The sequence below is a fragment of the Streptomyces sp. NBC_01257 genome, from assembly GCF_035917255.1.
Taxonomy (GTDB): domain Bacteria; phylum Actinomycetota; class Actinomycetes; order Streptomycetales; family Streptomycetaceae; genus Streptomyces.
Map to the genome: position 1 here is coordinate 8,452,987 of NZ_CP108472.1, position 25,605 is coordinate 8,478,591.

26 protein-coding genes are annotated in these 25,605 nt (G+C 70.4%); 18 read left to right on the forward strand and 8 right to left on the reverse strand.

Annotation, left to right across the window (positions count from 1 at the left end):
* Positions 1 to 99: 99 nt before the first annotated feature.
* Positions 100 to 798, reverse strand: a complete 699-nt coding sequence (locus OG408_RS36825; protein ID WP_326673835.1) for a TetR/AcrR family transcriptional regulator — start codon at positions 796 to 798, stop codon at positions 100 to 102.
* 57 nt (positions 799 to 855) lie between these two features.
* Here OG408_RS36825 and OG408_RS36830 point away from each other — a divergent pair, with 57 nt between their 5' ends.
* A complete protein-coding gene (locus OG408_RS36830) occupies positions 856 to 1,182 on the forward strand; it encodes a hypothetical protein (protein WP_285566516.1) in 327 nt (108 codons plus the stop codon).
* A 120-nt stretch (positions 1,183 to 1,302) separates the two neighbouring features.
* Here OG408_RS36830 and OG408_RS36835 read toward each other — a convergent pair whose 3' ends face one another.
* The gene (locus tag OG408_RS36835; RefSeq protein WP_326673836.1) at positions 1,303 to 1,995 is read right to left on the reverse strand and encodes a hypothetical protein; all 693 of its coding nucleotides are present in this window, start codon (positions 1,993 to 1,995) and stop codon (positions 1,303 to 1,305) included.
* Positions 1,996 to 2,108: 113 nt separating this feature from the next.
* Between OG408_RS36835 and OG408_RS36840 the strand changes: the two genes are divergently transcribed.
* Positions 2,109 to 2,759, forward strand: a complete 651-nt coding sequence (locus OG408_RS36840; RefSeq protein WP_326673837.1) for a TetR/AcrR family transcriptional regulator — start codon at positions 2,109 to 2,111, stop codon at positions 2,757 to 2,759.
* 169 nt (positions 2,760 to 2,928) lie between these two features.
* Here OG408_RS36840 and OG408_RS36845 read toward each other — a convergent pair whose 3' ends face one another.
* From OG408_RS36845 to OG408_RS36855, 3 genes are all read right to left on the reverse strand, one after another.
* Entirely contained in the window at positions 2,929 to 3,378 is a 450-nt protein-coding gene (locus OG408_RS36845; protein WP_326673839.1) for a nuclear transport factor 2 family protein, read from the reverse strand.
* 166 nt (positions 3,379 to 3,544) lie between these two features.
* A complete protein-coding gene (locus OG408_RS36850) occupies positions 3,545 to 4,096 on the reverse strand; it encodes a TetR/AcrR family transcriptional regulator (protein WP_285566509.1) in 552 nt (183 codons plus the stop codon).
* 254 nt (positions 4,097 to 4,350) lie between these two features.
* The gene (locus OG408_RS36855; protein WP_326673840.1) at positions 4,351 to 5,031 is read right to left on the reverse strand and encodes an SGNH/GDSL hydrolase family protein; all 681 of its coding nucleotides are present in this window, start codon (positions 5,029 to 5,031) and stop codon (positions 4,351 to 4,353) included.
* Between the two features lie 218 nt (positions 5,032 to 5,249).
* On the opposite strand from OG408_RS36855, the gene OG408_RS36860 reads away from it, so the two are divergent.
* From OG408_RS36860 to OG408_RS36875, 4 genes are all read left to right on the forward strand, one after another.
* Positions 5,250 to 6,380, forward strand: coding sequence for a hypothetical protein (locus OG408_RS36860; RefSeq protein WP_326673842.1), 1,131 nt, complete (start codon positions 5,250 to 5,252; stop codon positions 6,378 to 6,380).
* Between the two features lie 352 nt (positions 6,381 to 6,732).
* Positions 6,733 to 7,629 carry an alpha/beta hydrolase gene (locus tag OG408_RS36865; protein WP_326673843.1) on the forward strand — a complete coding sequence of 299 codons (897 nt, stop codon included), beginning with the start codon at positions 6,733 to 6,735 and terminating at the stop codon, positions 7,627 to 7,629.
* A gap of 41 nt (positions 7,630 to 7,670) precedes the next feature.
* Positions 7,671 to 8,132 carry a nuclear transport factor 2 family protein gene (locus OG408_RS36870; protein ID WP_326673845.1) on the forward strand — a complete coding sequence of 154 codons (462 nt, stop codon included), beginning with the start codon at positions 7,671 to 7,673 and terminating at the stop codon, positions 8,130 to 8,132.
* A complete protein-coding gene (locus OG408_RS36875) occupies positions 8,132 to 9,538 on the forward strand; it encodes an MFS transporter (RefSeq protein WP_326673846.1) in 1,407 nt (468 codons plus the stop codon). Before OG408_RS36870 ends, OG408_RS36875 begins: the two co-directional genes overlap by 1 nt.
* Before the next feature lie 7 nt (positions 9,539 to 9,545).
* Here OG408_RS36875 and OG408_RS36880 read toward each other — a convergent pair whose 3' ends face one another.
* Both OG408_RS36880 and OG408_RS36885 read right to left on the reverse strand, forming a co-directional pair.
* Positions 9,546 to 10,436, reverse strand: a complete 891-nt coding sequence (locus OG408_RS36880; protein ID WP_326673847.1) for a LysR family transcriptional regulator — start codon at positions 10,434 to 10,436, stop codon at positions 9,546 to 9,548.
* Between the two features lie 128 nt (positions 10,437 to 10,564).
* A complete protein-coding gene (locus OG408_RS36885; RefSeq protein WP_285566498.1) occupies positions 10,565 to 11,188 on the reverse strand; it encodes a TetR/AcrR family transcriptional regulator in 624 nt (207 codons plus the stop codon).
* An 85-nt stretch (positions 11,189 to 11,273) separates the two neighbouring features.
* Here OG408_RS36885 and OG408_RS36890 point away from each other — a divergent pair, with 85 nt between their 5' ends.
* The 4 genes from OG408_RS36890 (at position 11,274) to OG408_RS36905 (ending at position 14,013) form a co-directional block, all read left to right on the forward strand.
* Positions 11,274 to 12,209: an aldo/keto reductase gene (locus OG408_RS36890; RefSeq protein WP_326673848.1), complete on the forward strand. Its 936-nt coding sequence runs from the start codon at positions 11,274 to 11,276 to the stop codon at positions 12,207 to 12,209.
* A gap of 37 nt (positions 12,210 to 12,246) precedes the next feature.
* Positions 12,247 to 12,561: a DUF2316 family protein gene (locus tag OG408_RS36895; RefSeq protein WP_326673850.1), complete on the forward strand. Its 315-nt coding sequence runs from the start codon at positions 12,247 to 12,249 to the stop codon at positions 12,559 to 12,561.
* A gap of 60 nt (positions 12,562 to 12,621) precedes the next feature.
* Positions 12,622 to 13,008: a VOC family protein gene (locus OG408_RS36900; protein WP_326673851.1), complete on the forward strand. Its 387-nt coding sequence runs from the start codon at positions 12,622 to 12,624 to the stop codon at positions 13,006 to 13,008.
* A gap of 126 nt (positions 13,009 to 13,134) precedes the next feature.
* Complete coding sequence (locus tag OG408_RS36905; RefSeq protein ID WP_326673852.1) at positions 13,135 to 14,013, forward strand: MOSC domain-containing protein; 879 nt, start codon at positions 13,135 to 13,137, stop codon at positions 14,011 to 14,013.
* Positions 14,014 to 14,051: 38 nt separating this feature from the next.
* On the opposite strand, the gene OG408_RS36910 is transcribed toward OG408_RS36905, so the two are convergent.
* Entirely contained in the window at positions 14,052 to 14,780 is a 729-nt protein-coding gene (locus OG408_RS36910; protein ID WP_285566489.1) for a GntR family transcriptional regulator, read from the reverse strand.
* Between the two features lie 407 nt (positions 14,781 to 15,187).
* Between OG408_RS36910 and OG408_RS36915 the strand changes: the two genes are divergently transcribed.
* The 8 genes from OG408_RS36915 (at position 15,188) to OG408_RS36950 (ending at position 25,604) form a co-directional block, all read left to right on the forward strand.
* Positions 15,188 to 17,362 (forward strand): alkaline phosphatase D family protein, encoded by a 2,175-nt coding sequence (locus OG408_RS36915; RefSeq protein ID WP_326673854.1) that lies wholly within the window; start codon positions 15,188 to 15,190, stop codon positions 17,360 to 17,362.
* 207 nt (positions 17,363 to 17,569) lie between these two features.
* Complete coding sequence (locus OG408_RS36920; RefSeq protein ID WP_326673856.1) at positions 17,570 to 18,478, forward strand: phosphate/phosphite/phosphonate ABC transporter substrate-binding protein; 909 nt, start codon at positions 17,570 to 17,572, stop codon at positions 18,476 to 18,478.
* On the forward strand, positions 18,478 to 19,191 hold the full coding sequence (locus tag OG408_RS36925; protein ID WP_326673857.1) for a phosphonate ABC transporter ATP-binding protein: 714 nt from the start codon (positions 18,478 to 18,480) through the stop codon (positions 19,189 to 19,191). Before OG408_RS36920 ends, OG408_RS36925 begins: the two co-directional genes overlap by 1 nt.
* On the forward strand, positions 19,188 to 20,006 hold the full coding sequence (gene phnE / locus OG408_RS36930; protein ID WP_285566481.1) for a phosphonate ABC transporter, permease protein PhnE: 819 nt from the start codon (positions 19,188 to 19,190) through the stop codon (positions 20,004 to 20,006). Before OG408_RS36925 ends, phnE begins: the two co-directional genes overlap by 4 nt.
* A gap of 145 nt (positions 20,007 to 20,151) precedes the next feature.
* Positions 20,152 to 21,504 carry a phosphonoacetate hydrolase gene (gene phnA / locus OG408_RS36935; protein ID WP_285566479.1) on the forward strand — a complete coding sequence of 451 codons (1,353 nt, stop codon included), beginning with the start codon at positions 20,152 to 20,154 and terminating at the stop codon, positions 21,502 to 21,504.
* A 146-nt stretch (positions 21,505 to 21,650) separates the two neighbouring features.
* Positions 21,651 to 22,964 (forward strand): MFS transporter, encoded by a 1,314-nt coding sequence (locus OG408_RS36940; RefSeq protein ID WP_326673858.1) that lies wholly within the window; start codon positions 21,651 to 21,653, stop codon positions 22,962 to 22,964.
* Between the two features lie 12 nt (positions 22,965 to 22,976).
* A complete protein-coding gene (locus OG408_RS36945) occupies positions 22,977 to 24,077 on the forward strand; it encodes a zinc-binding dehydrogenase (protein WP_326673859.1) in 1,101 nt (366 codons plus the stop codon).
* Between the two features lie 72 nt (positions 24,078 to 24,149).
* Positions 24,150 to 25,604 (forward strand): aldehyde dehydrogenase family protein, encoded by a 1,455-nt coding sequence (locus OG408_RS36950; protein ID WP_326673861.1) that lies wholly within the window; start codon positions 24,150 to 24,152, stop codon positions 25,602 to 25,604.
* Position 25,605: the final 1 nt, after the last annotated feature.

Here is a 25,605-nt window from a genome sequence, read left to right on the forward strand (position 1 = left end):
TCCGCCTGTCCGGGCAGGGAGAGGTGACCGCCGAGCCCGGGCCTCGGGCGACGGTCATGGCTGGTCTCGCTTGCGGTGGCGGCAGCGGGGCGACGCGCCTCAGCGGGAGGAGCCCGCCCATTGGCGGGCGATCTGCTGGACCTCGGCTTCACTCAGTACGACACCGAGGTCATCGGCGGCCGACTGCGGGCGCAGTGAGCTGATGATCAGCTCCAGGTAGCGGCTGTAGGCATCCGGGCGAACCGGAGAGCTCCGGTGTGCGAACTCCGTGAGCATCAGCATGATCATGACCAGGTCGGCAACCGTCAGATCGGGACGCACCGCGCCTTCCCGCTGGGCGCGCTGGAGAAGCTGCTCCAGCCGCGGCGCCAGGCCGTCACGCAGCGCGTCGGCGCGCCGCCGACCGTGCCTGGAGCTGAAAACGATGTCGCGCAGCCCGCGGTCGGCGACGTTCATGGCCACCGCCTGCCGCATGACGTGAGTCAGCCCCTCCCAGGCCGTGGCCGCGGCCAGGCCGTGGTCCACCAGCGCCGTCAACTCCGTGAAGCGGTCACCGAGTGCGGCGTCGACGAGGACCTGTTTGTCGGGGAAGTGGCGGTAGATCGTGCCGATGCCGACACCTGCGTGGTGAGCGATCTCGTTCAGGCCGGCTCCGACGCCCTGGGCGGCGAACACCTCGCGCGCGGCATCGATGGTCCGCCCTCGGTTGCGCGCGGGGTCGCGTCGCGGCGCGCGTCCGGCGGACGTGACGCCGGACGGCTCGTCGTCCTGCCCCTGTGAGCCCTCGGTCGATGTCACGCCACCATCCGAGCCGCTGCGTTCGGCTGGATCGCCATCGACGTGATGGTCGGGATCATGACGCTCAACCTCGTGCCCGACGACATCTACATGCCGATGCGTCTCGGTGACCACGTCATTGCGGCCACGTGGCTGATCACCGTCTCCTTGCTCTCCGGGCCCGTTCTGTTCAGGAACCCCGGAATCCTCACCGGTGTCTGGCTGGCCCTCTTCAGCTTCTTCGGCGCCCACCTGCCGATCGCCCTGCTCGGGCCTCCCGGCAGTCTGGTCGTCGTCTGGCTCGTCATGGCCGGCTCGTACCGGCTGGATCCCCTGGGCGGCCTCACCCGAGGCGCGCGTGACCCGCTTGCGACGGGGACTTCCCCGGGCGTCGCCGGCAGCTGAGGCCGCGGTCCGGGTCCGTGTCCGAGAGGACCGAGAGGCGGTACGCGAAGGGATCTCCTCGCGTGGAGATCCCTTCGCCGGTGTGCCGGGCCGCCCCGGCTCCGCCTGGGACGCGCTTCCTCAGGCGGCGGCAGCCGCTGCGGCGACGATCCAGTTCCTGAACTCGACGGCGTAGTGCCGAAGGTGGTGCTCCAGGACCTCGTCCGGGCACGTGACGGGGAAGTACACCGTCAGGTTCGCCGTGAAGCCTTCGGCGGTGTCACCGAACTGGATCAGTGCCCGCCCGACGACCGTGCCGTCGGCCAGGAAGAGATTCGAGGACATCTTGCGCGGGAACTCGGCCTCCGGGAGGAGCTCCTCCGCGTCCGTGGCCCAGGCCAGGGCTGCCGTTCCCCAGCCGCCCATGTAGAAGTCGGCGACGTGGGGGCCGATGTTCTCCACCACGCGCGCTCCGATGGAATCGGTGCCCATCACGTAGTGCTCGGGGTGGGCCGCGAGAAGGGGGCGCTCGTCGCCGGCGAACGCCTTGTCCATCCAGTCCAGGAACACGCCCGAGGTGAGTCCCTGTGTGGTGAGCACCGTCGTGCCGGGCTTGAACTTCCCTTCGGACGTGCGGGCGCTCTCGCGCAGGAAGGCGTTGCCTTCCTCGATGTCGTCGGCCAGGAGGTCGAGCAGGCCCTGGCGTCCCAGCCGCGTCCTGAAGCGGTCAAGGGCGCGGCGGGCGTAGAACAGCTCGAAGTCGTCGATGCTCCCGCCGGTGGGTCCTGACTCGAGCGTCACGGTCACGGGCGATGACGTCTGGTTGTCGGTCACTCTAGAACCTCCATAGAATGCGAATGTGAATTCATGTTCGCATTAAGTTACGCGCAGGAGTGAGTGACTTGTCAAGAGAACCTGCTGAGACTGTCGCCGATACGATGCGTGACATGACCGAGGAGCCAGATCGTCCACCGCTCTACCGAGAGCCCCGGCAGGCGCGCAGCGCGGCGACCTTGGCCCGCGTACTGCAGGCGGCCGAGGAGATCGCCTCCTCATCCGGCCTGGAGGAAATGACGATCTCCGGTGTCGCGGAACGCGCCGGTGTCTCGGTCGGCACGATCTACCGCCGCTTCGACGACAAGGAGCAGCTGGTCACCGCCCTGGCCGAGCGGATGCTGGAACGCCGCGAGGCGTACGTCGCCGAGCGGCTGCGCACAGCCGAGCCGTCGCTCTCCGGCGTCATGGACACCTACGCGCACGCCCTGCTGCAGTCCTTCGCCGAAGGCAACAAGCTCTTCCCCGAGCTGCTGCGCGCACGGGGAGCCAAGGCGCTGGACCGCGGGGCCCATGCCATCGCCGAGATCCACCGCCTCCTGATCGAAGCCGCAACCCCCTATGCCGGCCAGGTCAGGCGCTCCGACCCGCAGGCGGCCCTGGACGCCGCTGCTCGCGCCCTCCTCGGCGCCTGCTTCCACAACTCGGTGCGCCCCGACCCCATCACCGGCGAGGTCGCTCTGCGTCGGTACGCGGACGAACTCGGCGACATGGCGATGGCCTACCTCGTCACTCCCGACCGCGACCGGACTGCCCGCTCCTGAGTCGCTGACGCAGGCCGTGCGGTGAGCGCCCGTTCCTTCCGCGCAAGAACCAACAGGAGGCGCGGGCCGGTGCGCGCTGTCGCGCCGGCTCGGCATGTTCACGCACACCGACGTGGGTTCGAAGCCGCGTCGTAACGAGCGGTCGTGACCACTGGGTTTGCAGGCGCTCTCAGTCTGTCGGCGCGGACGCGGCGCAGGCGTCGGCGATGGCTTGCGTGTCCCAGTAGAACGGACGGACCTCGGTGATCCGCCCTCCCTTGACCGTGATCGTTTGCAGGATCGGGAAGCTGAGTTCACGGCCGGTCGCACGGGCGCGAGCACGGACCTGAGTGAGCACGACCGCAGTCTCGCCGGTGGCGAGAAACTCCTGCTCCACCATGTGGAACGTTTCCCAGGCCCGTCCCATCGCAAGGAAGAACCGCGTCATTCCGTGGTGCCCACGCCAAGTACCTCCGTACGGCAGAGCATCCGCTTGATGCAGCTCGACGTCCGGCGCGAAGAAGGGGGCGAGCAAGTCGAACGAAGCCTCGCCAGGGCCTCCGGCCGCCAGGTACTGCGCCTCAGCTGCGTACATGCCGGTGAGCACTGTCACTGAGTCTGTTGTGGATGACATCGTCATGCCGCCAGCATGATCAGCGACGACGCGTCCTGCTCGCGGGAATCAGACATCGTTGTACGGCAGGGGCAACACTTTCGCGAGTCGGCCGGTACCGCCTTTGGATGGGAGCCGCGACGAGGCTGACCCCCGCGGCCGCTCAGGCACTCCCTCCGTGTACCCGGTGGTGTCAGCGCGGAGCCTCCAGGAGCCCGTCGATGATGTGGCGCGCCTTGCCCACTGCTTCCGCGTCGCCCGACTGCAGGGCCGTGTTGGCGGCGCAGAGCAGGGCGTCGATCTGGAAGACGGTGAGCTCGACGTCGAGTTCGGCGACCTCGCCGGACTCCACGGCCTTGCGCAGTTCGGTCGCGATGACTTCGCGCCACTCCCGCTGATCATGGAACAGCGCGTCGTGGACCGGACCCTCCCGGCTGTCGAACTCGGCGAGATTCGCCACTCGGAAGCACCCGCCTTCGAACAGGGGGGTCTCTGCGTAGACGACCCAGTGGTCCAGCAGTGCGTGCAGGCGGGGGATGCCTGCGGGGGCTGTCCTCGCAGGGCGGATCACGGCGTCGATGAACATCTCGCGCGCGAACTCCACGGTCGCGAGCTGCAGGCTCTCCTTGGTCTTGAAGAGGGTCTGGATCCCCGCCTTGCTGTGACCTGTATCGGCGGCGAGCCGGCCGAAGCTGACTCCGCCGAGACCCTCCAGTGAGGCGATGTCGACCGCCCGGCGAAGCACCGTCCCGCGTGTCCGGGCTCCGCGCAGGAGACGCTTGTCCGTGACTTCCGACTGAATCCCCTCCGAGGCCAGGTGGGGCAGAGGCGATGCGGCTTCTCCGGCTCGGGAGCTCGTCGGCTCCTCAGCACTGCCCGTACGGTCGATCGTAGCCTGTTCGACCCGGGTCATCGGGTCCATGCAGGCCGGCCCCGGAAGTGCCCCGGAAGCGCTGAAGTGATGTCGCGTCGAGCGGGACGACCTTGATGGACAGCTCGTCAGTCAGTCCCTTGCGTACGACTCAGCACGTGAGCCAGCTCCTTGACCATCTCGGTCGCCAACACGGCCTGCCCTGAGGCCGAGAAGTGGATGCGATCCTCGCTGAGCAGGTCTTCCCGTGCGTTGACCGGGTGGTCCCACATGTCGACGACCACGGCCCGGTACTCGGCGGCCAGTGCGCGGGTGATGTCGTTGACCCTGACCACTCGCTCCGTCCAGTCCGGGAAGGCCGGAACGACGTAGGCCCTGCCCAGGGTGAAAGTGGTCAGCTGAGCCCCGGTCCGGGACGCCAGGGCGTACATGCGCCGCAGCAGTTGCTCGATCCGGTCGAAGTCCGGCTGCCGGCGCACGAGGTCGTTCGCCCCGCACGGCAGGTGCACCAGGTCCGGGCCGAACTCGTACAGGCGATCGATCTGCTTGTCGAGGGTCTGTTCCGTGGTGGCGCCGACCTCGGCCGTATTCAGATACGTCAGATCCGGCCGCACCCGGCGAAGGACCGACGCCAATCTGTCGGGCCAGCCCGCGTTCGTGTATCCCGGGCTCGGGCCCCCCGTGCCTGCCGACAGGCTGTCGCCGATCACGGCGAATCGGCTCCAGGGGGCGTCGAACAGAAGCGCCGCCGCGTCCAGGGGCTGGAGGCAGTACGGATCGGACTCCTCGGTGAGCTGCGTCAGAGGCATGAGAAAAGAATACGTACGGTCGTATGTAATAGCAAGGTGTCCGACACCGCTCGACCGGCATATGTGGCAGGCCGGGAATCGTTCGGCCCTGCCTGCGTCGACGTGGCTGCACCCAACCTTTTCGGGGAGGGCACGCAACCTTTTCGGTGGTTGAGCGCACTGAGGTCAATGACAGAAAGCACAGCACCCCATTCGCTTCGATCCGAGGATGTCCCCTCATGCTCCTTTCCCCGCTGCGGGCGGCAATCGCCCTTGCCGTCGGGCTGACGGCGGTCGTCGGCACCGCCGTCTCACCCGCCGCCGCTGCACGCACCTCCCACTGGCGGGACGTCAGTCCGCCGGCGAGCGACGGGAGTGTCCTGTTCGACGTCGAGACCGCCGGAGGTGCGACCTGGGCGGTCGGAATGAGCAGAGACGCCACCACCGGGTCCAGCGCACCGCTGGCGATGCGCTGGAGCCGCACTGGCTGGCAGACGCCCCCGCAGCCGGCCGACGAGGGCCGCCTGGAGGATGTTGCCGTCGGTGCGCCCGATGAGGTGTGGGCCGTCGGCACCCGTAACGACGCAGCGAGCGGAACGGGATCGAAGGAGGCGCGTGCCCTCCTTGAGCGCTGGAACGGCGCTGCGTGGAGCGAGACCGCCTTGCCGTTCCCGGAGGGTGCGAGCTGGACGTCCCTGTCCGCCGTCGATGTGGACGCGGGCGGATCGGTGTGGGTGAACGGCGGCTACGTCGATACGGCGGGGGAGTACGTACCGGCCCTGTTTCGCGGGGACGCGGCCGGGGGCGGCGCCTGGAAGCGGCTGCCCGCGGACACCGGGCTCACCTGGGTCTCCCAGCTGGAGGCGGGCCCGGGCGGCATCGTCTACGCCATCGGTGACGGGGTCTCGCGCTTCGACGGCACGTCATGGACCAAGCAGAGCCTGCCGCCCGCACTCGGCGAGGCGTTGTTCGACGGCCTCGAGATGCGGACTGGGAACGACGTCTGGGCCGTCGGCCACATTCGGGACGAGAACCTGTGGCGGCGTCCGGTGATCGTGCGTTACGACGGTCATGCGTGGCGCACCGTTCGCACCCCCGCCGAGACGGGCCAGCTCTACGACATCGCCTTCGACCGCTCCGGCAGCCCAGTGGTGGTGGGCGAGACGGCAGATCCTGCCGTCAACCCGGCCGGCAACTACGTCCTGACCCCTGGCCCGCACGGCGTCCTCACCCGTACCGAAGAACCGTCCGGAGCCGGATACCTCTACAGTGCCGCGACCGACGCGGCGGGCCGTATGTGGACCGTGGGCGGTACGGCCGGCGCGGAAGGCGGCATCTCTCCGTCGGCATACGCGGGCATCCGCCGCTGACCCGGACAGTGTGAGCGCCACACCCGAGCCGGATGTGGCGTGCCGGTCCACTTGACCTGGGCTCGGGCGGAATCCAGGAGGAGGCGATGTCGCGCTGACCCGGCGCGACTGCGGACAGGTCAGGAGCCGGTGCCTCCGACTCGGCCTGGACGCATCGTCCGGGTGTGCCCGCGCTCTCGGATCGTCGACGGCGCGGCCGGTCCCGTGCAGGGGCGGCCGTCGCCGTCGCCGGTTCGATCGCCAGGTTTAGTGCCGCTCAACCTGGGCTTAGGTATGGGGCGTTGTCGGCGGCCGCTGCCGGCTGCGAGCGTGGGGAGATGACCGTTCCGGTCCTCTTCGAAGGAGTTCTGACGTGCCCGTGTGTGAACAGGTGGCTTTCGCCGGTGGCAACGGCAAGCTCGCCGGGCGTCTGTTTCTGCCCGATTCAGGTTCTGACGCGACCGATCCCGTGGCAGCTGTCCTGGTCGCCGGGACCTGGACGTCGGTCAAGGAGCAGATGGCCGACCGCTACGCCGAGGAGCTGGCCCGGCGTGGCTTCGCGGCGCTGTCCTTCGACTTCACCGGATACGGCGAGTCCGAGGGCGTGCCGCGCGACTACGAGTCCGCGGCGCTGAAGATCCGCGACCTGCGAGGGGCGGCCGACTTCCTGGGCGGCCATCCTGCCGTCGCCGGCACCGGACTCGGCGTACTGGGCGTGTGCGCGGGGGCGATGTACGCGAGCGCCTTCGCCGCCGAGGACTCCCGGGTACGGTCCCTCGCGCTGGTGGCGCCGTGGCTGCACGACCGCCGCATCTGCGACGAGAACTACGGCGGCCCGGAGGGCGTGGAGGCGAAGAAGGCCGCGGCGGCCGCGGCCCGGCACCAGTACGAGGAGACCGGGGAGGTCGCCTACGTTCCGGTGGTCAGCGGAAGTGACCCTGACGCGGCCATGCCCTTCGACATCGACTTCTATCTCAACCCCGGGCGCGGCGGGATCGAGCAGTGGCCCAACCGGTACGCCGTCATGGCCTGGACCGAGTGGCTGGACTTCGACGCCATTGCCCTCGCCCCGCGGCTCACGGCACCGACACTGCTGGTGCACAGCGAGGGCGCCGCGATCCCCGACGGCGCCCGCCGCTTCCACGCCGCCCTGGCAGGAGCCTCGGAGTTCCTGTGGACCGAGGGCGGACAGTTCGACTTCTACGACCAGCCGCGGCAGGTCGCGTTCGCCGCCGACGCGACCGCCGAACACTTCGCCCGCACGCTGTGAACACCACAACCCCCGCCACCACCGTCCGGAGGTCCCCCGGCATGCCCGAAACCGTCACCACCATCGAGGCCAAGTACGCGGTCGCCGAGACCTGTACCCGGATGGCTGTGCACGCCGACCGGCGCGAATGGCAGCAGCTGCGCGGGCTCTTCGCCGACAGGGTCCTGCTCGACTACACCAGCCTGGCCGGTGGCGAACCGGTCCGGCTCAACCCGCAGGAGATCGTCGACGCCTGGGCCGGCACGCTCGGTGCCTACGACGCCACCCAGCATCTCGTCGCCAACCATCTCGTCGACGTTGACGGCGACCGCGCCGTGTGCACGGCCTCCTTCCAGGCCACCCACCGCCTGGCCACCTCATACGGAGACCCGTTGTGGACGCTGGGGGGCGACTACCGGTGGCAGCTGGTCAGGACCGGTGACCGCTGGCTGATCGACACGGTGGTGATGACCGCGACGTGGGGCGACGGAAACCAGGCACCGCCCTCGCAGGTGGCCGGCTGATGCCGCACCGGGGGACGACAGCCTCCGCACTGCCGCCCACCGAAGTCCGGGGAGGCTCTCCCGCCGTGCTCGGCGCGGCGCTGCTCGGCTTCTTCCTCATCTCGCTGGACGCACTGATCGTCACGGTCGCGCTGCCCGACATCGGCCGCAGCCTCGGCGTCGGCATGTCGGGGCTGCAGTGGGTGGTGGACGGCTACACGCTGATGTTCGCCTCGCTGATGCTTTCCGCGGGCGCGCTGTCCGACCGGATCGGCGCCAAGCGGGCGTTCGGCGGTGGTCTGGTGCTCTTCGCCCTGGCTTCGGCCGCGTGCGGGATCGCGCCCGGGCTCGGGGTGCTGGTGGCCGCCCGGCTGCTCCAGGGCGCGGCGGCCGCGGTGATGATGCCGGCGTCCCTGGCCCTGGTCCGACAGGGTTTCCCCGATCAGGCCGAGCGGGCGCGGGCCATCGCGATCTGGACCGTGGGCGGCGCGGTCGCGGTGGCCGTGGGGCCGGTGGTCGGCGGGGTACTCACCGCCTCGATCGGATGGCGGTGGATCTTCTTCGTCAACCTGCCGGCCGGCGTGCTGGCCCTGGTCCTGCTCGCCCGGGTCCCGGCGTCACCGCGGCTTCCGGCCCGGCTCGACTGGATCGGCCAGGTGGCGGCGGTGCTGACGATGGGCGGGCTGACGTACGGCGTGATCGAGGGTGGCGCCGAGGGTTTCTCGCGTCCGGCAGCAGTGCTGTCGCTCATCGTGGCCGTGGTCGCGGCTGCCTGCTTTCTCGCGGTGCAGGCCAGAGGCGCGCACCCGATGCTGCCGCTGCCGCTGTTCCGGAACCGGGTGGTGGCGGTGTCCCTGGTGGTGGGTTTCATGCTGAATGCCGCCTACTACGGCGGGGTGTTCAATTTCAGCCTGTATCTCCAGCAACAGCGGGGGCAGTCGGCTCTGCACGCAGGCATGATGTTCATCCCGATGACAGCGCTGGTCGCCGTGGCCAACCTGGCCTCGGCACGACTCGCCACCCGGTACGGGCCGCGGGTGCCGATGGTGACAGGCCAGCTCATCGGAGCCGCAGGCCTGCTGGCACTCCTCACCATCGGGACGCACACGAATGTCTGGGTGGTGGCGGGGCTGACGGTGCCGGTCGGTCTCGGTGGCGCGCTGGCGGTCCCGGCACTGACCGCGATGCTGCTCGACAGGGTGCCCGCCGACCGGGCGGGTGTCGCCGGGGCGGTCCTCAATACCGCCCGTCAGGTCGGCGGCGCGCTCGCCGTCGCGGTCTTCGGGGCGCTGCTGGCCGGCGCGGACTCCTTCCTCAGCGGGATGCACTGGAGCGTGCTGATCGCTGCGGCCGGTCTGCTGACGACGGCCGGCGCGACGCTGACCCTCCCGGCAGCCGGGCGAACCAGCCGGACGGCCACGGTGTAGGAGCAGGTCAGTGCGGTGCGGGGGCGCAGTCGAGGATGGTGCGGATGACGGCCTGCAACCCGGCTGATCTGGTCTCGTCGCGCCACATCAACGCGTACTCGACGGGACCCGCGTCAACGAACGGCACGTAGGCGATGCCGGGCCGGGCGTGGTACGTCCCGGCTCTGGCCGCCGCCACAGTGGCCCCCTTGCCCGCGCCCACGAGCGACAGCACGCCTTCCCAGCCGCGCGCCGTCGGGCCCTGCACGACGCGTCGGCCGCTGGGCGTCCGGCAGGGGTAGAACTCCTGGCGCCACGCCTGTGACACCCCCGCGGCCGTGACCAGGGGCAGCAGAGCAAGATCTTCAACCGACGCCGTCTCCCGCTTCGCCAGACGATGGGCGGTGGACACCACCAGGGCCCGGCGCTCGGAAAGCAACACCGGACCGACGACGACGTCGGGCTCCTCGACGGGGGGTTCGGCGATCAGCAGATCCACCTGTTTCTCCCGCAGCGCCGCTACGGCGTCGTTGTAGGTCATGTTCGACAACTCGACCGCGCAGCGCGGGTAACGGGAGGCGAAGACGTCCCCGGCGTGTACGAGGAGCTCCCCGGTCCACGGAGCGGTGAAGCCGATTCCCAGCACGCCGCTGACCTGCGCGCAGGCGTCCCGGGCATTCGCCACGGCTCGCTGGATCTGCTCGTGCGCGGGCAGCAGATCGTCACGGAGCTGACGGCCGACAGCGGTGAGGGCGACACGGCGGCTGCTGCGCTCGAACAACGCGCCACCGATCTGCCGCTCAAGCGCCTTGATCGTCTGGCTGACCCGACCGGGGGAGACCCGCAACCGCTCGGCTGTCCGCGCGAAATGCAGTTCGTCCGCCAGCGTGAGGAAGGTCTCGATCTCGTAGCGCTCCACCAGGCTCCCCGTTCGAAACGAAGCGTGTCCTCTCGCACCCTGCCGGTTCAGGCCGATAACTCGATGAACAGTAGATCTTCCCCGGCGCCACGGGTCCAGCCCCGCCCACAGGGCGGCCGCGGTGTACGTCAGGCCCGCGGCCGCCCTTCCGCTGCCGGTCGCAGGGCATCCACCACGAGGTCCAGCAGCCGTCCCGCCAGCTCCGGGCTGTTGACGGCAGTCGTGGACAGGAACACCCCGAGGAGCATCATCGTGACCTCGTCCGGCTCGACGTCCGCCCGCAGCGATCCGGCCTGCGCCCCGGCGTCGAGGATCACCGCGATTGCGGCGGTGAGCCGCTCCCGGGTGGCCGGTGTCGCGATGGTGCCGGCGGCCCAGCCGGCGCGGAGGGTGTCGGAGATACCGCGTTTGGCCGCGAAGAACGCCGCGTAGCGGTCCATCCACGCCCGCAGCGCCGCCTCGGGCGGCAGCGTGGAGAGCAGGGCGGGGGCGCTGGTGACGACGGCGTCGAGTTCGGCCGCGTAGATGGCCTCGACGAGCGCTTCGCGGGTGGGGAAGTGGCGGTAGAGCGTGCCGATCCCGACGCCGGCCTCGCGGGCGATGGCGTCGAGGGGCGCCTTGCCGCCGGTCGCGGCGAAGGCGTCGCGGGCGACTTCGAGCAGCCGCTCACGATTGCGCCGGGCATCCGCGCGGCCCGGGCGCCCGGTCGCTTTCGCTGATCCGTCGGGGACTGGCGAGTCTGACGCGGTCAAAGCGGAGGCCCTCCGTTTAGTGTTACGGTCGTGAGTAACGGAGTCTCTCCGTTTACCTCCATCGTCTCATGAGAGCGAGACCGCCATGACGTCCACCGCTCGATCTCCCCAGCTCACCGCCACCGGAGCGGCACGGGCCGGCGGAGCCGGTGCGCTCGCGGGCCGCACCGTCTCCCGCATCGGCTACGGCGCCATGCAGCTGCGGCGGCTGGATCGCGAGGCCGCGATCGCGCTGCTGCGCCGCGCCGTCGAACTCGGCATCGATCACGTCGACACCGCCCAGTTCTACGGCGACGGCTTCGTCAACGAGGTGATCGCGGCGGCGTTCCGCCCCGAGGACGACGTCCTGGTCGTCAGCAAGGTGGGCGCCGAACCCGCCAAGGGCGGTCCCGTCCCGCTGCGCCTCGCCCAGCGGCCCGAACAGCTGCGAGCAGGAGTGGAGGACAACCTCAAGAGCCTCGGACTCGACCGGATCCCGCTCGTCAACCTGCGCCGCGCCGACCACGGTCCCGGGCTGCGGCCCGAGGGCGACCAGATCGTCGACCTCGACGACCAGCTCGCCGTCATGGCCGACCTGCGGGACGAGGGAAAGATCGGCGCCATCGGTCTCAGCAGCGTCTCCGTCGACGTACTGCGCCGGTCCCTCGCCGTGGGCATCGCCTGCGTACAGAACGCCTACAGCCTGGTGTCGCGCGAGGACGAGGACATGCTGCGGCTCTGCCTCGCCGAGGGGATCGCCTGGGTGCCGTACTTCCCGCTCGGCGGTGCCTATGCGGGCCTGCCGAAGGTCACCGAGGAGCCCGCCGTCGCCACCGCCGCGCAGGCACTGGGCGCCACCCCCGCCCAGATCGGCCTGGCCTGGCTGCTCCAGCACGCCCCGAACACGCTCCTCATCCCCGGCACCGCCGACCCCGAGCATCTGCGGGCGAACACCGAAGCGGGAGCGATCACCCTCGACGCGGCCACTCTCGCCGCACTCGACGCCGTCCCCACGCGCTCAGGCGACATCGAGGTCGCGTAGTCCCCTTCACCCGCGCCACCACACAGGGAGGACCTCCTTGACGCTGAACGCCGCCGAGCGGCTCCGTACGGGCGAGGAGTTCGCCCGGAACCTCGCACTGACCGGGCTCGCGCCCCACGACGTCGCCGCCGACCTGGCCTTCACGCCCGTGCGGCTGCGGCAGACGCTCGACGTCGACCCCGCATCCGACCCCGTCGACGTATGGCAGCTGCGCGACTGTCTTCAGCAGGCGGTCCTGGACGCCGGGGGCACGCCCGTCCCCTATTCCGTGCTCAGTGACCGCTCCCGGCTCAAGGCGCGCCTCTGGTTCCGACTGCGCGGCGCCCCACGGCACGCCTTCGTGAGGCCATGAACCGGCCCGCGACCGCTGTGCGAGGTGACGGCGGCATCTTCCGGTCCGCATGATGGCCGCATGGCGCAACTCCACGACATCGTCATCGACTGCGGCCACCCTGCCGCCGTCGCCCGCTTCTGGGCGGCCGCACTGGACGGATACGCCATCGCCCCGTACGACGACGCGGAACTCGCACGCCTACGCGCGCAGGGGGTCTCCGGTCCGGAGGACGATCCAACCGTTCTCATCGAGCCAAAGGACGGTGGCCCCCGGGTCTGGTGCCAGCTGGTGCCGGAACGCAAGCGTGCGAAGAACCGCCTGCACCTGGACCTGCGTTCCGCCGACATGGCGGCCGAGGTCAGCAGGCTCGTCGCGATCGGCGCCGTGGTCCTGGCCCGCCATGCGGAGCACTGCGTCCTGGCGGACCCCGAGGGGAACGAGTTCTGCCTCTTTCCGCACCGGTGAGGGATGCCCGTGGCCGCTGACCACGGGTGGGATGATCGACGAGGTGGTTGCATGGCCCGCGGGCCGATGGCATCACCTCATCAAGGCTGACGTTCTACATTGGCCGTCGATCGAAGGAGGCGGCACATGGCCGACGTCATGGAGCTGATCTGTTACCCCATCAAGGGATGCGCCGGTACGTCGATGAGCGATGCGCTCCTCACACCGGCGGGCCTCGCGCACGACCGAAGCTTCATGGTCATCAGCGAGGACGGGATCTTCCGCACCCAGCGCCGCCACCCCCGTCTCGCCCTGATCCGGCCCGCCATCAGCGCCGACGGCACTCGGCTGGAGCTCAACTCGGCCGAAGAAGCCGGCCGTTACGGCACGGTGCGCCTCGACGTGACCACGTCCGCACCGCGCCGCGACGTCGAACTGTTCGGCACCGCCTTCCAGGGGATCGACCAGGGGGACGACGCCGCCGCCTGGCTCTCGGAGGTCCTCGGCGCGCCCAGCCGTCTGGTCCGCGTCCCGCCGGAGCACGACCGGGTCACCGACGGGCTGACCCCTGGCACCTCCGGCTATGCCGACAGCAACGCCGTGCACCTGCTGTCCCGCGCCTCCCTCACCCTCCTCAACCAGCGGATGGCCGAGCGTGGCGCCCCGCCCCTGTCGATGAACCGCTTCCGTCCGAACATCGTCGTCGACACCCGCCACGGCCACGGTCATGACAGCGACGGCGGAGACTGGGCGGCCGCACCGCACGCCGAGGACCGCGCACGCCGTATGACCATCGGCGGGACCCGGCTGGGCTATGCCAAGCTCGCGGTGCGCTGTGCGGTCACTCTGGTCGAGCAGGAGGCCGGGGCGCGGCAGGGGCCGGAACCCCTGCGCACGCTCGCGGACTACCGCCGGGCGGCGAGCGGGGGCGTGGTGTTCGGCGCGAAGTTCGCCGTGCTGCGGACGGGGAAGCTGTCGGTCGGCGACGAGGTGGCCGTCCAGGAGTGGGGCGACGCCGAACTCTGACAGCACGGCGAGCGAGCTCCTTCAGGCGCAGGCCGTGTTCACAGCATGGCGGTGCGGGAGCTGCGCGTGTTGGTGACCGTCACGGTCGCGGTGTCCGAGCGGTAGCGGTCCTCGGACCATTCGACGGGGGTGCCCTGGGAGTCCGTCGTGAGGCGCCGCTCCCTGAGCAGCGGGAAGCCCTCGGGGACGTCCAGCAACTCCGCGTCAAGGGTGTTGGCGGGGACGGCATCGAACGTGTGCCGGGCCGAGTGCAGATCCACGCCCTGCTCGGTGAGCAGGGCGTAGATGGAACCGGCGTCCAGGTCCGCGGAGATCAACGGGCGGCCCACCGACTCGACGTACGTCATGCGTTCCAACATGGCCGGGCGTCCGTCGAGCAGACGCAGCCTGACGAGCTGGACCGCGAGGTCGTCCGGATTGATCTGGAGAGCCGCGGCGATCTCCGGTTCGGGGCGGCGCAGCGCGATCTCCTGAAGTCTCTGGCCGGGGGAGTAGCCGGTCAGTTCCGCACGGCGGGTGAAGGACAGGAACGACTCGAACGGCTGGGTGGGAACGGTGTCCAGCACCACGGCCCGCTTGCCCTGCCCGCCGCCGATGACCCCCTCGTCGCGCAAGGCCGCGAGGGCCTGCCTGACCGGTCCTCGTGACGCCGAGAACTCCTCGCAGAGCTGGGACTCGGACGGCAGCGACCCACCGACCGCGAGGTTCCCGGAACGAATCCGCTGGCGGAGTTCGGCTGCGATCGTCCGGTGCAGAGGGGTGGCCATGCACTTGACCCTACAGGTCGCGGTCCTGTACCTCCGGCCCCGCCTCGGCCGGTGGTGCGGGCGCTCGGGCGCCCGGGGTGACAGCTGTCGATCCGTCACGGGCCCGGCGGGCGGGCGCCTCGCAGTTCGGGGCCACCCGGGTGCACAACTACCGCCCCGCCAACCTCCCGTTCACCCTCGCACCACTCCCCGCCCATCACGGAACGCGTGCTCCCGGGCGCGGGTGAACAGGGCGCGGCGCGTCGACGGGCCCATGAACTCCGAATGACTTGTCGATACAAGCTATTGCCCCTTGTTGCTCACTCTGCCAGCGTCTGCGGCACAGGCGCCGAAACGGGCGCCCACCCCTCGGTCCCCGCATCCGCGCAGGGCGGATACGGGGCGCCTGCTTTCCGAAGGAGACACACATGCCGGACAACGGCCTGGACAGACGGAAGATACTGACGGGCGGTGTCGCCGCGGCTCTCACGGTCGGGGTCGCCGGACCGGCATCCGCCGCGGGCGCCGCGCCGCGCGCAGCCGACGAAACCGCTCCGCTGCGTGCCGCCGTCCTGGAGTACGAAGACCCCTGGACCAAGGCCCTGGGACTGGCGGAACTCCTGCGGACCGCGGGCTTCGAGGTCGTGCCGCTCGACCTGACGCTCCCGGCCGACGAGCAGCCGCGGCCCGTCGACCTGATCGCGTTCGGCACCTTCACGAACAACAGCGACGACTACCTTGACTACGTCGCCGAACAGGCCGACTCCCTGCGCCGGTTCGTCGCCGGCCACCGGGTGGTGCTGGACCTGGCGCAGTCCGACCAGTACGGCGCCGCAGTCGCCTATCTGCCCAGTGGCGTGTCGGCCGTGCGCACCGACGCCGACTACGACACGATCCACCCGGTCGACGCCGGCCACCCGCTCGTCAAGGGGCTGCGCGTCAGCAACGGCCGGCTGTTCACCGGCCGGAACGCCAGTCCCCGGGTCAGCTACGAGACGGTCCAGCGGTGGAGTTCGATGCGGGTCCTGATGGCCTGTTCCGCCTCCGGGTTCCCGCCCGCCCTGCTGGAGGGCCAGTTCGGGGCGGGCCGGTTCCTCGTGACCAGCCTGACCGTGGACAAGATCCGCAACAGTGCGGGCGCGGTGGTGCAGCCGCCCGACGCGGTGGCGGACAGCGAGGCGTTCTTCACCGCGCTGGCCGGCTACGTCGCGTCGGTGCGCACCGGCTCGGCGCCCGCCGTGGTGCCTACGCCGATGCCGCCCGAGCAGCCCGTCGGGCCGATGGTGGGACACACCGAACCCGGCAACGCCCGTATCTGGGCCCGCCCCGGCCTCGATTCCTCCCTCTACTCCCGCTGGAACTGCGCCTACCGGCAGCTGGGAGGGAAGGGGAACAGGGCCTGGCGCACCGTCACCACCGCTGTCGACCCCGGCAACGACAACACGCTGATCGCCCAACTGCGGGGGCTGGCACCGGACACGGCGTACGAGTTCACCCTCACCCCGGTCAGGGAAGCGGCCGGGTTCACGCCGATGACCGGCTCCTTCACCACCTCGCCCGACCCGGACAGGCCCTCCGTGGTCACCATGGGCATGGGTTCGTGCGGCCCGTCGGTCCCCGACCACGTATGGACGGCGATCATGGACGAGGGCTGCGACAGCTTCGTCATGCTCGGCGACACCCCGTACGTCGACAGCTCCGACCTGGAGGTGGCCCGCCGGAAGCACCGCACGTTCCTGGTGCAGCCGGAGATCTCCCGGCTGGTGTCCTCCATGCCGGTCTGGGCCACCTGGGACGACCACGACTTCGGCGGCAACGACTTCCACGGTGACTACAAGAGCAAGCGCCAGAACCGCACCGCCTTCGTCAACTACCGCGCCAACCCCTCCTTCGGGCAGACGGCCGACGGGAAGATCCTCACGCAGCGAACGGACGGCGAGGGTGTCTATACATCCTTCCGCCGGGGCCCGATCGAGGTCTTCCTGCTGGACCCGCGCTGGTTCAGCCGTACCGCACCGAGCTGGGCCGACAGCACCCAGGTGACCTGTCTGGGCACGGTGCAGTGGGACTGGCTCCGCGAGCGGCTGAGCCGGAGCACGGCCCCCTTCAAGGCCATCGCCACCGGCATGATCTGGGACGACAAGCAGAACGCCGAGAAGGACGACTGGGCCACCTACTCCTACGAACGGGACGCGATCTACGACTTCATCGCCGCGGAGAAGATCCCGGGCTGCTTCCTGATCGGCGGCGACATCCACGTCTCCCGCGCCCTGAGCTACGGCCCCCGGGTCGGCTACGACCTGTGGCAGTTCATCGTCAGCCCCCTGCACGACAGCACCATCCCGAGCCTCAACGTGCCCAGCCCCTACCTGGTGCACAGCGCCGTCGAGCCGCACGTCTTCCTCAAGCTGGTCGCCGACACGACGCTCGACATGCCGACCCTCACGGCCACCTGGATCAACCGCGACGCCGAGCGCCTCTTCGAGGTGACCCGCACCGCGGCCGAACTCGGTCACACCTCCTACCCGAGGCGTCCCGGACACGCCCACCACGGCCGGGACGAGAAGCACCCCGGCGACGGACGCGGACACGGCCACCGCTGAGCCGCGGCCCCGTCCCTCCCCTCGGCCGCGAGGCCGGGCGACTCACTGCCGACTCACAGATGAACAGTTGGCAACCTGTCGATACAAGTGTTGACCGGGGTGGCTGTGCCTGAAACGTTGGCCACAGCCGCCCCGGCGAGCGACTCCCCCCACCCCGCGCACCTCCCGCTTCCTTCCCCCGTGCTGTCCTCGAACCCGGAGTTCACCGTGTCCGTCCGCCCTGTCATCCTCGCCACCTCGCTCGCCGTGGTCGCCGCGCTGTCCCTGACCGCCTGCGGCGGCAGTTCGGACGCCGCCGAGTCCGCCACCTGCCCCGGCGGAAAGATCCGCTTCGGTGTGGAGCCCTTCGAGGACCCCGCCAAGCTCACCCCGGCCGCCAAGGTCCTCGCCGACGCCCTCGGTGAAAGCCTCGACTGCGAGGTGGAGCTGACGATCACCGAGGACTACTCGGCCGAGGTCCTCGCCATGGAGAACGGCAAGCTCGACATCGCCATGTTCGGTCCTCTCGGCTACGTCTTCGCCAGCGGACGTGCCAAGGCGGAGGCAGTCGCCTCGTTCGGTGACGGCAAGGGAAAGGTGTCCAGCTACACCGCCGGCATCTGGGTCCCGAAGGACTCCGCCGTCAAGTCGGTCGCGGATCTCAAGGGCCACTCCCTCGCACTGGCCTCCGTCGGATCGACGTCGGGTGACGCCTTGCCGCGCCAGGCCATGCTCGACGCGGGCCTGAAGAAGGACGACGTCAAGGTCAACTACGCCGGAGGCCACCCGGAAGCGCTGCTGGCCCTCGCCAAGGGCACGGTCGACGCCGCCGAGATCAACTCCCAGCAGCTGGCGAGCGCCACCGCCGCCGGCACGTTCGAGCCGTCCGGGTTCCGGAAGGTGTGGGGCTCCGACCCGATCCCGAACGACCCGATCACCGTCCGCGGCAACCTGGACGCCGAGTTCAAGAAGGCCGTCACCGACGCCCTGCTGAAGCTGCCGCCGGACAAGGTCGGCAGGATCGGCGCCCTCCTCGACGTCGACCCGCCGGCGCCGCTGATCGCCGTGGACAAGTCCACGTACCAGCCGCTGTTCGACCTGGCCGCCGCCCTGAACCTGACCGAGAAGGACGTCTGATGCTCGCCCTGTCCGGGATCACCGTGCGGTACGGGGAGCGGCAGGTGCTGCACGGGGTGGACGTCGACGTCGCCCGGGGCGAGCTGCTCGCCGTACTCGGGGCCAACGGCTCCGGCAAGTCGACCCTGCTACGAGCCGCGGCCGGGCTGGAACCGATGACGGCAGGCAGCGTGAGCATCGACGGGAAGCCGTCCGCGCCGCTGGACACCGCCGTGGTCTTCCAGCACATCCACCTCGTGCGCCGGCGCACCGTACTGGAGAACGTGTGCGCCGGCGCCCTGGGCCGGCTCCCGCTGCGGCACTCGCTCGTTCCCGCGCTGTTCCCGCGCGCGCTGCGGGAGGAGGCGATGGCCTGCCTGGACCGGGTGGGTCTCGCCGACCGGGCGCACGACCGCGCGGGCCGCCTCTCCGGCGGCCAGCAGCAGCGCGTCGCCGTGGCCCGTGCCCTGTGCCAGCGCCCCCGCGTCCTGCTGGCCGACGAACCGGTGTCCGCACTGGACCCGGCCGCGTCCGAGCAGGTACTCGCGCTGCTGGCCGAACTCGCCCACGACGCGGGCCTGGCCGTACTCGCCGTCCTGCACCAGCCCTCGCTCGCCGCCCGCCACGCCGACCGCATGGTCGGCCTGCGAAACGGCCGGGTGATCCTCAACGGGCCACCCGGCCAGAACGTCGACGCCCTCTACCGGGCCGCGGTCGTGGAGGCCGTTTCATGACCGACCTCAACGGGGTACGAACGCTGCCCGTCCCCCCGAAGCCGGCCCGGCCCCGGACCGCGGCCGTGGGAGCCGTGGTCACCGCCGCGGTCGTCACCGCCCATGTCGTCGCGTGGAACACCACCGACATGTCCTTCGGCGCACTGGCCGAGGGCTGGGGCGGCATCGTGGACTTCCTGGGCGACGCGATCCCGCCCGATCTGAGCTGGGCCGTCCTGGGGCCCAGTCTCGACGGTGCTCTGGTCACCCTGTGGATCGGGTTGCTCGGCACGACGTTGTCCGTGCCGTTCTCGCTGCTCCTGGCACTGCTCGCGGCACGCGGCACCGCCCCGTCGACGACGGTCTACCAGGCGGCGCGCTCACTGCTGTCGTTCCTGCGCGCCGTACCCGACGTCGTCTTCGCCCTGATCTTCGTCACCGCTGTCGGACTCGGTCCCTTCCCCGGCGTGCTCGCGCTGCTCCTCCACAACGTCGGTGTGATGGGGAAGCTGTGGGCGGAGGCGCTGGAGGACGCCGACCCCGGCCCGGTGCAGGCCCTGCGCTCGGCGGGGGCGGGCAGGATCCAGATCGCGGCGCACGCCCTGCTGCCGACCGTGACACCCCAGCTCATCGGACTGCTGCTGTACCGGCTGGACGTCAACGTGCGTGCCTCGCTGGTGCTGGGACTCGTCGGCGCGGGAGGCATCGGCTTCCTGATCAACCAGTCCATCAAGCTGTTCCAGTTCGACGAGATGCTGACGCACATCCTGGTCGTGCTCGTCCTGATCGTCGCCGTGGACCGGCTGTCGGCATGGGTCCGGCAGCGCCTGGCCTGACCGTGTGCGGCATCGATGCCGGGCGGGCCGTGGGTCCGGGCTATGGGGGCGATAGCCGAAAGACGTGTTCCTCGTGGCCGCTCCTGCCAGCACGCTCATGGGGCAGCAGGATTTCGGCCACGTCACATCCAGCAGGGAGCCCCTCGTGACCTCAGGGACGTTCAGTGTCAACGGCAGGACCTACTCGATGCCCCGCGGGCCGGTGGTGGTCATCTGCATCGACGGCAGTGAGCCCGACTACCACATCGAGGCGATGGCGGCCGGGCGCATGCCCTGGCTCAGCAAGGTGCTGGAGGGAGAGGGCACGTCCTGGCCCGCCCACTGCGCGATGCCGGCCCTGACCAATCCGAACAACGTGTCCATCGCCACCGGCCGCCCGCCGGCCGTGCACGGGATCAGCGGCAACTACCTCTTCGACACCGAGCTCGGTGAGGAGGTGCTGATGAACGACAAGCGGTTCCTGCGCGTCCCCACCGTCTTCGGTGCGGCGAACGAGGCCGGCCTCGACGTGGTCGTCGTGACCGCCAAGGACAAGCTCCGCAGGCTGCTCGGCGCCGGACTCGTCGAGGAGGGGCCCTCGCTCGACGGTTCCGGCGAGTTCGTCGCACCGTCCCGGCGCGGCATCTGCTTCTCGGCGGAGAAGGCCGACCGCGCCACCGTCGAGGACAACGGCATCGGCGACGTACTGGAGTTCGTCGGAAGGCCATTGCCGAGCGTCTACTCCGCGGACCTCAGCGAGTTCGCCCTCGCCGCTGGCGTCAGGATCCTGGAGACCCGCGGCGCCGACCTGATGTACCTGTCGCTGACGGACTACATCCAGCACAAGCACGCGCCCGGCACCGAAGCGGCCAACGACCTGTACGAGAAGATCGACCACTACGCCGGCCGGCTGGCCGGACTCGGCGCGACCGTCGTCCTGACGGCCGATCACGGCATGAGCGCCAAGACGGACGACACCGGCGCGGCCCGGGTGATCTACGTCGAGGAGGAGGTCCGCAGGATCCTCGGAATCGCCGAGGACGCCGAGGCGGAGGGCCTGCGGGTCATCCTCCCGATCACCGACCCCTACACGGTGCACCACGGCGCACTCGGCTCCTTCGCGAGCGTGTACCTGCCGCCGGGAGCCGACCGGGCCGCCACCGTCGAAGCGCTGCGGGCCATCGGGGGAGTGCAGGAGGTGCACGGCCGTGAGGAGGCCGCCGCGCGCTACGCCCTGCCCGCCGACCGCATCGGCGACATCGTGGTCCTCGCGGAGGCCGGCACCGCGCTCGGCCGGTTCGCCGCCTGGCACGACCTCAGCGGGCTCGACGCGCCGCTGCGCTCGCACGGAGCCCTGGGCGAGCTGCAGATCCCGTTCCTGATCAACCGTCGGCCGGCGCGGCCGGAGCTGCTGGACAAACCGTTCGGCGCTCCCGCCCGCATCCACAACTACGACGCCCTCTGGGTCGCCACCACGCTGGTCGCCGAGCAGGAGAGCGCGTCCGCCCGGACCACCTGATGAGACGTGGTCGCCTCGGGGGAATCCGGCCGCTCCGGAGCTGCCCCGCGAGGCCGGCCACGCCCCGGCGGCCACCACCGCCTCACACACCGGCCCCTTCCCCGCGGCCGGACACACGGCACCTTCCCCGGATCGGTTGGGAAACCATGTCGAACGCCGAGAACGTGATGGCCGGGAGCCGCACTCCCGAACCCCTGAAGGAGCACGCGTACACCCGGCTCAAGTGGCGCATGCTGCTGTCGGCCATGTTCTGCTACTTCTTCTTCTACACCGGCAGGCAGACCTTCGGATTCGCCATCCCCGGCATCGAGGAGGACCTCGGCCTGAGCAAGGCCACGCTGGGTGCCATCAGCGGCATCCTGCTCTGGTCCTACGCCGCCGGACAGATGATCAACGGCAATCTGGCCGACAAGTGGGGCGGCCGGCGCATGATGGCGGCCGGCGCGGTCCTGTCCACGGTCCTCAACTGGGGCACCAGCTTCTCCGTCGGGGTGAAGTCCCTGGGCGTCCTGTGGGGCGCGAACGGCTTCGCGCAGTCGCTCGGCTGGCCCTCCGGCGGGCGGGTCATCTCCAACTGGTGGGCCCCGCACGAGCGCGGCAAGAGCTTCGGCTTCTACACCTTCGCCGCCGGCATGGCGTCCGTCCTGGCCTTCGTCACCTCCACGATCGTCGTGGACACGCTCGACCTCGACTGGCAGTGGATCTTCCGGGTGCCGGTGCTGCTGATGCTGGTGGGCGGCATCACCTTCTACCTGGTCGCCAGGGACAGTCCCGCGCAGGCCGGTGTCACCCCGCCGGCCGGGTCGGCCGACGCCATCGAGGCGGACGAGGCCGCGCAGGAAGCCGGCGCATCGGCCGGTGAGACGTCCTTCCAGCGGTACGCGGCCGTGCTGCGCAACCCGAGGATCTGGTCGACCGGCATCGCCATCGGCTTCCAGAACATGGCCCGCTACGGTCTGTTGATCTGGGTCCCCGTCTACTTCCTCGGCGACAACTGGGAGGACGGGGGCAGCAGCATCAGCCCTCTGTGGATCTCGGTCGCCCTTCCGGTGGGCATGGCTGCGGGCGCCCTCGTCAACGGCCAGATATCGGACCGGCTGTTCGGGTCCCGGCGTGACCGACCCATCATCCTGTTCATGGTTCTGGGCGCGCTGATGGCACTCACGATGTACGTGGCGCCCCTGAACGTGACGACCGGGATCATCGTCCTCTTCCTCACCGGATTCTTCGTCTACGGCCCCCAGTCGTCCTTCTGGGCGCTGTGCCCCGACATCGCGGGCAGGCGGATGGCCGGCACGGCGACGGGGGTGGTCAATTGCTTCGCCTACGTCTTCGCGGGGGCCGCCGAACCCATGGTCGGCGCCCTGATGGACAGCACCGGCAACACCAGCCTCATCTTCCCCATCGTGGCCGCGGCCTGCGGGTGCAGCGCCCTGGTCGCCCTCACGATCCGACGTTAGGCGGACAGAAACATGACCGAACTCAGCAGCGGCCCGACCGGAGTCCGTGAGCGCACAGGCGCGACAGCGGCCGTGTGGAGGGGGCCGGGCAGCGGATTCACCGTGGAGAGCCAGCCGATGCCGAGGCTCGCGGCCGGTGAAGTGCTGGTACGGGTGGAACTCGCCACGCTCTGCGGCAGCGATCTGCACACCATCGCGGGTGACCGGCCCACCCCCTTGCCCACCGTGCTGGGCCACGAGGCGGTCGGCGTGGTGGAGGCCGTCGGCGGCACCCCGGTCGCATCCGACGGACGGCCCGTGGTTCCCGGACAGCGCATCACCTGGACCATCGGCACATCGTGCGGCCGCTGCCGGCGCTGCCTGCGCGGAGTACCGCAGAAGTGCGAGAGCGTCCGCAAGTACGGGCACGAGGCCATGACGGACCGATGGCGGCTCAACGGCGGGCTCGCCACCCACTGCCACCTCGTCGCGGGCACGGGGTTCGTGACCGTCCCCGACTCGCTCCCGTCCTCGGTGGCGGCGCCGGCCAACTGCGCGACCGCCACGGTCGCGTGCGCCGCACGGCGTGCGGGTCTCGCGCCGGGGGACACCGTGGTGGTGACCGGCTGCGGCATGCTCGGACTCACCGCCGTGTCGTACGCGCGAGACCTCGGCGCCGAACACGTCATCGCCTGCGACGTGGATCCCGCCCGCCGTGACCTCGCGCTGAGGTTCGGCGCCACGGTGGCCTGTCCGCCCGGCGCGCTGGAGGAGGCGGCGAAGGACCTCGGCGCCGATGTGGTCCTGGAACTCTCCGGCAACAGCGGCGCGGTCGAGTCGGCACTGCGCGTCGTGGGACTCGACGGGTGCGTGGCCCTGGTCGGCTCGGTGTCACCCGGCCCCGATGTGACCTTCGCACCCGACGCCGTCGTGCGTAACCTCACGCGTGTCGTCGGCAGCCACAACTACACCGTCGAGGACCTGGCCGAGGCCGTCGCCTTCCTCGTACGCACGCCGCACCGGAACCTGTTCGCGGACCTGGTGCCGGAGCCGTACGCCCTGCGGGACATCGACGCCGCCGTCGCGGCCGCGCGATCGGGGGCCGCGCCCCGTATCGCCGTGCACATGAACTGACGACCGCTCTCCGCGACCACTTTCCGCGTCCACGCTCTGCGACCACTCTTTGCGACCACCGAGGAGTCCCCCATGGCACAGCCGAGCCCCGACCACCTGCTCAACCACATCGACGGGCGCTGGGTACCGCCCCTGACCGGAGCGGTGCGCGCGAACATCAACCCGGCCGACACCGACGACGTCGTGGGACAGTTCGCGGAGTCCGGCGCGCAGGACGTCACCGCCGCCGTCGACGCGGCGTCCACCGCGCAGCGGGAGTGGGACGCGATCGGTCCCATCGAGCGGGCCACGGTCCTGTCGGCGGCGGCACGGCTGATCGGCGAGCGAGGCGGCGAGTTCGCCGCGGCGATCACCCGTGAGCAGGGCAAGCGGCTCTCCGAGAGCGGAGGCGAGGTGGCCCGTGCCCTGGCGATCCTCGACTTCACCATCGGGGAGGCCCGCCGTATCAACGGGGTGACCACCCCCGCGGAGGAGCCGCGCACGATCGCGATGACCTTCCGGCGGCCGCTCGGTGTCGTGGGTCTGATCACTCCCTGGAACTTTCCGGTGGCCATACCCATGTGGAAGGTCGCTCCCGCGCTGGTGGCGGGCTGCACGGCGGTGCTCAAGCCGTCGCCGCTGACTCCGTGGACATCGGCTCTGCTGGTGCAGGCGTTCACCGACGCGGGTGTTCCCCCGGGCGTTCTCAACCTGGTCCAGGGGGACCGCGCGCCGGGCGAGGCGCTGGTGGCCGACGAGCGGGTGGCGGGCATCTCGTTCACCGGTTCGCTTCCGGTGGGGCGGGCGATCAACAGGGCGGGCGCCGGCCGGCTGATGCGGACGCAACTCGAACTGGGCGGGAAGAACGCCCTCATCGTGCTCGCGGACGCCGACCTCGACGCGGCCGTCGACGCGATCGTCCACGGTGCCTTCGGGCAGAGCGGACAGCGGTGCAGCGCCACCAGCCGGGTCGTGGTGGACCGATCGGTACGGGAGGCGTTGCTGGAGCGGCTGATCCCGCGGGTCGCGGCGATGCGTGTCGGCCGCGGCGACCGGGACGGGGCGGACATCGGCCCGGTGGTCAACGAGGAACGGCTGCGGGCCTGCCTGGCGGCGGTGGAGGGGGCGACGGCCGCGGGCGCGACCGCGGTCTGCGGTGGCCGTGAGGCCAAGGCGGACAGTCCGGGATACTTCGTCGAGCCGACCGTGCTGACCGGTGTGGCCCGGGACAGCGGGATCGCGCAGGAAGAGGTCTTCGGGCCCGTGCTGTCGGTCATCGACTGCGAGGGCTACGAGGACGCCATGAGCATCTCGAACTCGGTGAAGTACGGGATGTCCGGCACGATCTTCACGCAGAATCCGGGCCACATGTTCCAGGCGCTGCAGGACTTCCAGGCGGGCATGCTCCATGTGAACCGGCCGGGAGTGGGCGCGTACGCCCATCTGCCGCACATGGGCGCGAAGGCGTCACAGCTCGGCGCCCCCGAATGCTCGCCCGACGTGTGGGACTTCTACACCGACCTGCGGTCCGCCTGCATCAAGTACTGAC

Bases quoted from the DNA above. Each gene is read 5' to 3' on its own strand.
- OG408_RS36830 (WP_285566516.1), top strand. From the start codon at position 856: ATGACGCTCAACCTCGTGCCCGACGACATCTACATGCCGATGCGTCTC.
- OG408_RS36840 (WP_326673837.1), top strand. From the start codon at position 2,109: ATGACCGAGGAGCCAGATCGTCCACCGCTCTACCGAGAGCCCCGGCAG.
- OG408_RS36845 (WP_326673839.1), bottom strand. From the start codon at position 3,378: ATGACGATGTCATCCACAACAGACTCAGTGACAGTGCTCACCGGCATG.
- OG408_RS36855 (WP_326673840.1), bottom strand. From the start codon at position 5,031: ATGCCTCTGACGCAGCTCACCGAGGAGTCCGATCCGTACTGCCTCCAG.
- OG408_RS36860 (WP_326673842.1), top strand. From the start codon at position 5,250: ATGCTCCTTTCCCCGCTGCGGGCGGCAATCGCCCTTGCCGTCGGGCTG.
- OG408_RS36870 (WP_326673845.1), top strand. From the start codon at position 7,671: ATGCCCGAAACCGTCACCACCATCGAGGCCAAGTACGCGGTCGCCGAG.
- OG408_RS36875 (WP_326673846.1), top strand. From the start codon at position 8,132: ATGCCGCACCGGGGGACGACAGCCTCCGCACTGCCGCCCACCGAAGTC.
- OG408_RS36890 (WP_326673848.1), top strand. From the start codon at position 11,274: ATGACGTCCACCGCTCGATCTCCCCAGCTCACCGCCACCGGAGCGGCA.
- OG408_RS36900 (WP_326673851.1), top strand. From the start codon at position 12,622: ATGGCGCAACTCCACGACATCGTCATCGACTGCGGCCACCCTGCCGCC.
- OG408_RS36905 (WP_326673852.1), top strand. From the start codon at position 13,135: ATGGCCGACGTCATGGAGCTGATCTGTTACCCCATCAAGGGATGCGCC.
- OG408_RS36910 (WP_285566489.1), bottom strand. From the start codon at position 14,780: ATGGCCACCCCTCTGCACCGGACGATCGCAGCCGAACTCCGCCAGCGG.
- OG408_RS36915 (WP_326673854.1), top strand. From the start codon at position 15,188: ATGCCGGACAACGGCCTGGACAGACGGAAGATACTGACGGGCGGTGTC.
- OG408_RS36925 (WP_326673857.1), top strand. From the start codon at position 18,478: ATGCTCGCCCTGTCCGGGATCACCGTGCGGTACGGGGAGCGGCAGGTG.
- phnE (WP_285566481.1), top strand. From the start codon at position 19,188: ATGACCGACCTCAACGGGGTACGAACGCTGCCCGTCCCCCCGAAGCCG.
- OG408_RS36940 (WP_326673858.1), top strand. From the start codon at position 21,651: ATGTCGAACGCCGAGAACGTGATGGCCGGGAGCCGCACTCCCGAACCC.
- OG408_RS36945 (WP_326673859.1), top strand. From the start codon at position 22,977: ATGACCGAACTCAGCAGCGGCCCGACCGGAGTCCGTGAGCGCACAGGC.
- OG408_RS36950 (WP_326673861.1), top strand. From the start codon at position 24,150: ATGGCACAGCCGAGCCCCGACCACCTGCTCAACCACATCGACGGGCGC.